Consider the following 7,652-nt stretch of genomic DNA (forward strand, 5'->3'; position numbering starts at 1 on the left):
GATCGGCGGAGTCGACCGGAGCGGGGGAGGTGGCCGGGCTGCGGGAATGGGACCCTTGGCACGGGAAGCGGGCGCGGAACGGGGTACTTTTCCGGATACGCGCCGTCATGGTTGACGGTCACGCCTCATGAAAGTAAGTTTCATCCGTGGCGAAGAGTCCGAAGATTTCTGCGAGTCACGAGCCCGGTGGACTGATCGTCCACATCAGCGGCCTGCTGCCCTCGCTGTCCCCGGCCGAGCAGCGGGTGGCCCGGCTGGTCGTCTCCGATCCGGCCGCCGCCGCCCGGCGCACCATCACGGACCTCGCCACCGCCGCCGAGACATCGGAGGCCACCGTCATCCGGTTCTGCCGGTCGGTCGGCATGGACGGCTACCCCCAGCTGCGCATCCGGCTCGCCGCCGAGGCCGCCCGCCGGATCGAGCCACCGGACGCCCGCGTGGTCGGCGGCGACATCCCGCCCGGCGCCGACCTGGCCCAGATCATCGCCACCATCGCGTTCAACGACGCGCGGGCCGTCGAGGAAACCGCCGAGCAGCTCGACCCCGCCGTCTGCGAGCAGGTGGTCGAGGCGATCGTCGCGGCCGGCCGGATCGACGTCTACGGCGCCGGCGCCAGCGGCTTCGTCGCCTCGGACTTCCAGCAGAAGCTGCACCGCATCGGCCGCACCGCCTTCTACTTCCCGGACGTGCACACCGCGCTCACCTCGGCCGCCCTGCTCGGCCGGGGCGACGTCGCGGTCGGCATCTCGCACACCGGCACCACGTCGGACGTCATCGAGGTGCTCGAACAGGCCCGCGCCCGGGGCGCCACCACGGTCGCGCTGACCAACTTCCCCCGCTCGCCGATCACCGAGGTCGCCGACCACGTGCTGACCACCGCGGCCCGCGAGACCACCTACCGCTCCGGCGCGATGGCCAGCCGGCTGGCGCAGCTGACCGTCGTCGACTGCCTCTTCGTCGGCGTGGCCGCGCGGAACCGCGCCAAGGCCAGGAAGGCCCTCGAGGCAACCGCAGAAGCCGTCCAGTCCCGCCGGGTGGGCGCCGGCCGGAGGCGGGCATGACGGCGGGCCGGGTGGAGCGGGACGAGGTGGCCGCCGTGCGGCCCGTGGTCCGGGTGGGCGCCCCCACCGAGCGGCGCAACCCGCACAGCCTCGACCTCGACCTCATGTCGACCCGCGACGTGCTCACCGTCATCAACGAGGCGGACCGGCGGGTGCCCGCCGCGGTGGCCGCCGTCCTCGACGAGATCGCCGAGACCGTCGACCTGGCCGCCGCCGCGCTGCGCGGCGGCAACCGGGTGCACTACTTCGGCGCCGGCACCTCCGGCCGCCTCGGCGTGCTCGACGCCGCCGAGCTGGCACCCACCTTCAACTCGCCGCGGCACTGGTTCTGCGCCCACCTGGCCGGCGGTCCCGAGGCCATGTGGCGGGCCGTCGAGGACGCCGAGGACGACGAGCGCGGCGGCGCCGCCGACGCCGCCGAGTGCGTACGCCCCGGCGACCTGGTGGTCGGGCTGGCCGCCAGCGGACGCACCCCGTACGTCCTCGGGGCGCTCGCCGCATCCCGGGCGCAGGGGGCCGCGACGGTGCTGCTCTGCGCCAATCCGGAGGCCGACGCCGCCGGGTCGGTCGACGTCTTCATCGGGGTGGACACCGGACCGGAGGTGGTCACCGGGTCGACCCGGATGAAGGCGGGCACCGCGCAGAAGCTGGTGCTGAACACCTTCTCCACGGCGGTGATGGTGCGCCTCGGCCGGGTCTACTCCAACCTGATGATCGACATGGTGGCCACCAACGCGAAGCTGCGTGGCCGGATGATCTCGATCCTCATGGAGGCCACCGGCTGCGCCGAGGAGATCTGCCGCGTCGCCCTCAACGAGGCGGACGGCGACCTCAAGACCGCCCTCGTCTCGCTGGTCTCCGGCGCCGAGGTCTCCGCGGCCCGGGCCGCCCTGGCCCGCTCCGCCGACCAGGTGCGTGGCGCGCTCGCCCTGCTCGCCTCCTGACGCCTCCGCCGGCCGGGTCCCCTCCCGGCCGCCTCCGCACCACGGGTGCGACGCGCGTCACGTGGCGGGAGGGGACGCATCTCCCGCTGCGGATTGTTCAACCAGCCGTGGGGTAATCCTCACCGGTGGCTGAACCGACCGGCCCGCGAGCGCGTATCTCGCAGTGACCAGGATCGCAATCACGCGGTGACGCGGGTCGCTGTGTTCATGGAATTCGCAATGGTGCGATTTCCTGAGCGGACGACGATTCCGCTGCTCCGACGCCTCCGACCGGGGCGTACGCGAGGCACCCGAGCAGGGGTCCTGACAGCAAACATGGACCGGGCTCACAGCTACTACTCAGGCATTCGTGACAGTTTCGACTCACGACATGGAATCCCCGACGCGTCTCATCTGTTGTGTAGGTGTCAGCACCTACGGGCACAGCGGAGGTTACGGGGAGGGCTGATGAACGTGGGGATGGCAAGGAACCGGGCAACCGGCGCGAGCGAGGGGACCGTGGCAATCGTGGACAAGAACATCGGCATGCGTACCGACGAGGTCGCCGAGGAGCGGGACCTGGTCGGCGTCTACCTGCACGAGATCTCCCGGACGCCGCTGCTGGACGCCGCCAAGGAGGTCGATCTTTCCAAGGCGATCGAGGCCGGCCTCTACGCCGAGCACCTGCTCGGTGAGGACCGCGTTCCCGCCGGCGTCGACCGGGAGGACCTGGAGCGGCTGGTCGTCGAGGGTGAGCGCGCGAAGGACCTGTTCATCCGCGCCAACCTGCGACTGGTCGTCTCGATCGCCCGCCGCTACGTGCGGTCGGGCATGCCCATGCTGGACCTGATCCAGGAGGGCAACACCGGCCTGGTCCGGGCGGTCGAGAAGTTCGACTACGAGCGGGGCTACAAGTTCTCCACCTACGCGACCTGGTGGATCCGCCAGGCCATCAGCCGGGCGATCGCCCAGCAGGAGCGCACCGTACGGCTGCCCGTGCACCTGGTCGAGGACGTCAACCGGATGCGCAACGTGGCCCGGCAGCTCACCCGTGAGCTGGGCGGCGACCCGGAGCCGGAGCAGATCGCGGCGTCGCTCGGCGTCACCGTCGAGCGGGTCAACGAGCTGCGCCGCTGGTCGCAGGACACCGTCTCGCTGGACACCCCGGTGGGCGACGACGGCGACACCAACCTCGGCGACCTGGTCGCCGACAGCGACGCCCCGTCGCCGGAGGAGATCGTCCTCACCGGCCTGGAGCGGCAGCGGATCGAGGGTCTGCTCAACCACCTCGACGACCGTTCGGCCGGCATCATGCGGGCCCGCTACGGCCTGGAGGACGGGCGCGAGCACTCGCTGACCGAGGTCGCCTCGCGGTTCTCGCTCTCCCGGGAGCGGATCCGCCAGCTGGAGATCCAGGCCCTCGGCCGGCTCCGTGAGCTGGCCCGCGCGGAGGGGCTGCAGGCGGCCTGAGCTGGTAGTAATGGAATCGACGAACGGCCGGCGTCCGATAGGGGGACGCCGGCCGTTCGCCGTTCGGCGTCAGCGCACCCGGCCGTAGCCGGCGATGGACATGATGTCCATGTCGCGCTTGTTGACGTTGCGCCCCGCGCTGGGCGCGTCGATGATCTGGCCGCCGCCCACGTACAGGGCCACGTGCCCGAGCCCGGAGTAGAACACCAGGTCGCCGGGTTGCAGCGAGCCGCGGCTGATCCGCGAGGTGGCGTTCCACTGCATCGCCGCGTTGTGCGGCAGGGACTTGCCGGCCGCCCGCCAGGACGCCAGGGTCAGCCCCGAGCAGTCGTAGCTGCCGGGGCCCTCGTCGCCGTAGCCGTACGGCTTGCCGATCGCCCCGTAGGCGTAGCGCACGGCCACGCCGGCGGAACCGGAGATGGCCGGGGCGCTGCCGGCGGAGCTGGACCGCGCGGGCGCCTCGGTGGCCCGGCCGTACGCCTTGCGGCGCAGCTCGTAGAGGCCGGCCAGGTCCCCCTCGATCTTCTTCTTGCCCGCGACCAGCTGCTTGGCCTGCGCCGCCTCCCGGGCCAGCGTGGCGTCGAGCCGGGTCTTCTGGTCGATCAGCTGGCGCTGGCTCTCGGTGAAGCCGGTGATGGTCTGCTGCCGCTGGCGGGTCAACTGATCCAGGGTGCCCAGCCGGTCCGGCAGCGTCGCGGCGCCGCCCGGGTCCAGCAGGGCCTGCATGGTGCGCATGCCTCCGGTCTTGTAGGCCGTGGCGGCGATGGCGCCGACGTCGGCGCGACTCCGCTCGGCCTGCTCCTGCAACGGGCCGATCCTGGCCTGCAACCTGGCCGCGGTGGCCTTGTTGGCCTTGATCTCCTCGTTGAGCTTGTTGTACGACTCGACGATTCGCTCCAGCTCAGTCGAGGACTTCTCGATCTGCTTCGTCAGCTCGGCGGGGGTGGGCTCGGCGCGAGCCACCGTCGCCGGGGCGAGCAGCGTGGCCGAGAGGCCCGCCACCGCCAACGAGCGCAGCAGGATCCGTAAGGACGACAAGAGCGGAAGGCTCCTCTCCGACTCCTCGCCGTTGCGGCGTTCCGCCCCGGCGACACCGGCCCGGGGCCATCCGGGTGGATGGCGGTCGACCGGACCGGCCTGCCCAACCTAACCCGTGACCGGAGTGACGGGGAGTTGAAGCAGGGGCGAAAGTTGGCAAAGTGTCAGGAAGTGCCGCCGATGCTGGTGACCCTTGGTGACCGTTTCGCGGGCGGGCCGTTGTGGTGCCGGAGTCGGGTGGGCGGATCGCACCAGTGGCCCGATTCGTCGTTCTGGGCGGATGTCGCCAGGCACTGCGCCGCAAAATGACGACAAAGGTGGAAATCGCTCCTGTTTCCCGGCGCTCGCCGGGTCCGGCGGCAGGCGCGTGGCCAGGGAAAACGCCCGGTCCGGTGGCGCGGCCGCAACACAATGAAGCGCGGAGTTCGGGAATCCCGCCGCGCGGCAACGCCGACGGCGCGGAGGCCCCAACCGCGAACCCCGGGAGGCCGCCGTGCAGACCGATGGCTCCACCACCCGCCCGCCCCGGTCGCCGGGCGCGGCCTCATCCACCCTGCTCTACGCCCGGCCGGGCATCGTGGTGACCGGCGAGCGCTTCACCGTGGGCCGCAACAGCTGGCCGGTCGCCGAGATCACCCAGCTCTGGACGACCCGCGGGCCGCACGACCGCCTCGCACTCCGGGCGGTCGCCGTCTCCGCGGCCCTGATCGGCGGGGTCGGTGTGCTGCTCGGCTTCACCGGCGGGCTGCAACGGCTCACCGCGGCGGCGTACCTCACGCTGGGCGCGGTCGGGCTGCTGCCGCTGCTGCTCGTGCTGATCGCGGACCGCTGGCGCCCCCCGTCGTACGAGCTGTGGGGCCGGCTCCGCGGCACCGAGGTGCTGCTGTTCAGCAGCGACAACGAGCGGCAGTTCGGGCAGGTCACCCGGGCCCTGCAACGGGCCCGGGAGGGAGCACGCCACGGCGGCTGGGCCCCGCCGGCGGCCGAGGCGTGGCGGCCGGACCGCTGACCGGCCGGGTCAGCCGGCCACCGGCTCCGGGGTCCGGGTCGCCCGCTCGGCGGCCATCCAGTGGCTCACCCGGCGCTCGGCGTAGAACGAGACGAACGGCACGGTGCCCGCGAGCATCACGAGCAGCATCCGCTTGAGCGGCCAGTCGGCCCGGCGCGACAGGTCGAACGTGAGCGCCAGGTAGACCATGTAGAGCCAGCCGTGCGCGGTGCCGACCACGGCCACCACGGTCGGGTTGTCGAAGCCGTACTTCAGCGGCATGCCGATCAGGACCAGCACCACCAGCGCCACGCCCACGATCCAGGCGATCACGCGGTACCGGGTAAGGGCTCCGCCCACCGTCGTCCGTCCTTTCGCACCGGCCTCAGCCGGGATAGTCGCCGGGCCTCGCGCCCGGGTTGGCGTTCAACCATGCAAGGTAGCGGTTGTACGCGGCCAGTTCGCCGTCGTCGGCCCCGCCGGTGGGTGCGACCGGCACCCGGCTGACCCGCACCGGCCGGCGTACCGCCGGGGTGGCGGCGGCCGGCTCCGCGTCGGCGGCCGCCGACGGCGCCGGGGTGCTGCTCCGCTCCTCGCGCTCCGCCCGCAGCGTGTGCCGCAGCTCACGCCACCAGACGAACACCACGAAGGCGGCGAAGACCGGCCACTCGATCGCGTAACCGAAGCTCAGCGTGTTGCCACCGGCGGCCCGGGTGACCTGCCACCAGCCCAGCCCGAGAAAGCCCACCACCAGCACGACCATGGCCACGTGGCGGGCGATCCACGCCGGTGTCCAGAGCCGCTTCATGCCATCGAGGGTACCGGGCCCACCGGCCGTCTCCGACGCGGTGTCGTAGGTGGGTCGGGTTTGGTGACACCCCGGCTGGGCATCCGTCTAGACGCCAGCCCGAACGAGACGAGGGGGCGACGATGACCGAATCAGTACGCCGTGAAGCCAGCCCGGAGCAGCGGGTGACCGAGTGGGACGGCGACCACGCCCGCACCCACGAGGTCGACGGTGAGCTGCTCGGGGTGGACCCCGCCGAACTCGCCGACGAGGACCTGATCCGGGAGATGCAGAGCCTGCACCGGACCCGCCTGGACACCCTCCGGCACGCCACCGACTCGGCGCTCGCCAACCACCTGCGCCGCACCGCCGAGCTGGAGACCGAGTACCTGGCCCGGAACCCGGGCCGGGAGGTCGACCCGAGCCGGCTCCGGGACGCCTGATGAGCAACCACGCCGAGCGCGGCATGTCCGCGCCGCCCGAGGTGGTGTTCAACACCGCCACCGACCCGGACCGGTCGTCGGCCTGGCTGCCGGAGGAGCTGCGTCGCTCCGGCACGCACCAGGTGGAGGTGGTCGACGCCGAGGACATGCGGGCCCGCTGGACCTCCGAGTCCGCCGGCTGGTCGGCGGACATCGACGTGGAGCCGGCCGACGCCGGGGGCGCCCGGGTCCGGCTCGACCTGACCGGCACCGACCACGGCATGGCCGACGAGATCCTGTCCAACCTCGCCCGCGAGGTGTCCGACAACCTGAACGCCGGCTGATCCGGCCGCCACGATGAGAAGAGGAGGCCGGGTGACCGGGAGTGGCCTGAAGCAGAAGGTGGCGCGGCTGCGCCAGGCGTACGCGCCGCACGAGTACCGGCCGCTGGGCGGCTACCTGGCGGCCATGGGCACCTACGGCGCCGTCACCGCGTCGCTGGTCGGCCTGGTCCGGGCGACCGGCCGCCCGGTGCCGGAGCGGCCCGCGCCCGCGGACGTGGTGCTCCTCTCGATCGCGACCCACAAGCTGAGCCGGCTGCTCTCCAAGGACGCGATCACCAGCCCGCTGCGCGCGCCGTTCACCCGGTACGACCACCCGATCGGCAGCGGCGAGGTGATGGAACAGGTGCGCGACCAGGGCAGCCCGACCCGGCACGCCCTCGGCGAGCTGCTGAGCTGCCCGTTCTGCCTGGCGGTCTGGGTCGCCACGGGGCTCACCGGTGGGCTGGTGCTGGCGCCCCGGCTGACCCGGCTCGTCGCCACCGCGCTGACCGCGGTGGCCGCCTCCGACTTCCTCCAGATGGGATACGCGATGGCCCAGCAGGCGGCCGAGGGCGGGCACCGGGAGGAGTGACCGGACGACGGAGAAGGGGCCGGCGCGGGGGGGGGGGCCCCGCGGCGG

General features: G+C 72.6%; 10 protein-coding genes. 7 read left to right on the forward strand and 3 right to left on the reverse strand.

Annotated elements, in window-relative coordinates; genetic code table 11:
- Window positions 1-146 precede the first annotated feature (146 nt).
- From ABZS80_RS27995 to ABZS80_RS28005, 3 genes are all read left to right on the forward strand, one after another.
- Window positions 147-1,061, forward strand: coding sequence for a MurR/RpiR family transcriptional regulator (locus ABZS80_RS27995; RefSeq protein WP_355060440.1), 915 nt, complete (start codon window positions 147-149; stop codon window positions 1,059-1,061).
- Complete coding sequence (gene murQ, locus ABZS80_RS28000) at window positions 1,058-2,005, forward strand: N-acetylmuramic acid 6-phosphate etherase (RefSeq protein WP_355060442.1); 948 nt, start codon at window positions 1,058-1,060, stop codon at window positions 2,003-2,005. Before ABZS80_RS27995 ends, murQ begins: the two co-directional genes overlap by 4 nt.
- Before the next feature lie 459 nt (window positions 2,006-2,464).
- Complete coding sequence (locus ABZS80_RS28005; protein WP_355060464.1) at window positions 2,465-3,454, forward strand: sigma-70 family RNA polymerase sigma factor; 990 nt, start codon at window positions 2,465-2,467, stop codon at window positions 3,452-3,454.
- A 69-nt stretch (window positions 3,455-3,523) separates the two neighbouring features.
- Here the strand turns inward: ABZS80_RS28005 and ABZS80_RS28010 are convergent, their stop codons facing one another.
- Window positions 3,524-4,492, reverse strand: a complete 969-nt coding sequence (locus ABZS80_RS28010) for an NlpC/P60 family protein (RefSeq protein ID WP_355060444.1) — start codon at window positions 4,490-4,492, stop codon at window positions 3,524-3,526.
- A gap of 493 nt (window positions 4,493-4,985) precedes the next feature.
- Here ABZS80_RS28010 and ABZS80_RS28015 point away from each other — a divergent pair, with 493 nt between their 5' ends.
- The gene (locus ABZS80_RS28015) at window positions 4,986-5,501 is read left to right on the forward strand and encodes a DUF6232 family protein (RefSeq protein WP_355060446.1); all 516 of its coding nucleotides are present in this window, start codon (window positions 4,986-4,988) and stop codon (window positions 5,499-5,501) included.
- Between the two features lie 9 nt (window positions 5,502-5,510).
- Here ABZS80_RS28015 and ABZS80_RS28020 read toward each other — a convergent pair whose 3' ends face one another.
- On the reverse strand, window positions 5,511-5,840 hold the full coding sequence (locus ABZS80_RS28020; RefSeq protein WP_151461078.1) for a DUF3817 domain-containing protein: 330 nt from the start codon (window positions 5,838-5,840) through the stop codon (window positions 5,511-5,513).
- Window positions 5,841-5,865: 25 nt separating this feature from the next.
- Complete coding sequence (locus ABZS80_RS28025) at window positions 5,866-6,288, reverse strand: hypothetical protein (RefSeq protein ID WP_355060448.1); 423 nt, start codon at window positions 6,286-6,288, stop codon at window positions 5,866-5,868.
- A 122-nt stretch (window positions 6,289-6,410) separates the two neighbouring features.
- Between ABZS80_RS28025 and ABZS80_RS28030 the strand changes: the two genes are divergently transcribed.
- From ABZS80_RS28030 to ABZS80_RS28040, 3 genes are read left to right on the forward strand one after another with little or no spacing between them, the layout of a single operon-like run.
- Entirely contained in the window at window positions 6,411-6,710 is a 300-nt protein-coding gene (locus tag ABZS80_RS28030) for a DUF6158 family protein (protein WP_355060450.1), read from the forward strand.
- The gene (locus tag ABZS80_RS28035) at window positions 6,710-7,033 is read left to right on the forward strand and encodes an SRPBCC family protein (RefSeq protein ID WP_355060452.1); all 324 of its coding nucleotides are present in this window, start codon (window positions 6,710-6,712) and stop codon (window positions 7,031-7,033) included. The genes ABZS80_RS28030 and ABZS80_RS28035 overlap by 1 nt, the downstream gene beginning before the upstream one ends.
- A 13-nt stretch (window positions 7,034-7,046) precedes the next feature.
- Entirely contained in the window at window positions 7,047-7,604 is a 558-nt protein-coding gene (locus tag ABZS80_RS28040) for a DUF1360 domain-containing protein (RefSeq protein ID WP_355060454.1), read from the forward strand.
- Window positions 7,605-7,652 lie beyond the last annotated feature (48 nt).

Origin of the sequence: Micromonospora sp. NPDC005305 (assembly GCF_040607315.1) — a bacterium.
Classification (GTDB): Bacteria; Actinomycetota; Actinomycetes; order Mycobacteriales; family Micromonosporaceae; genus Micromonospora.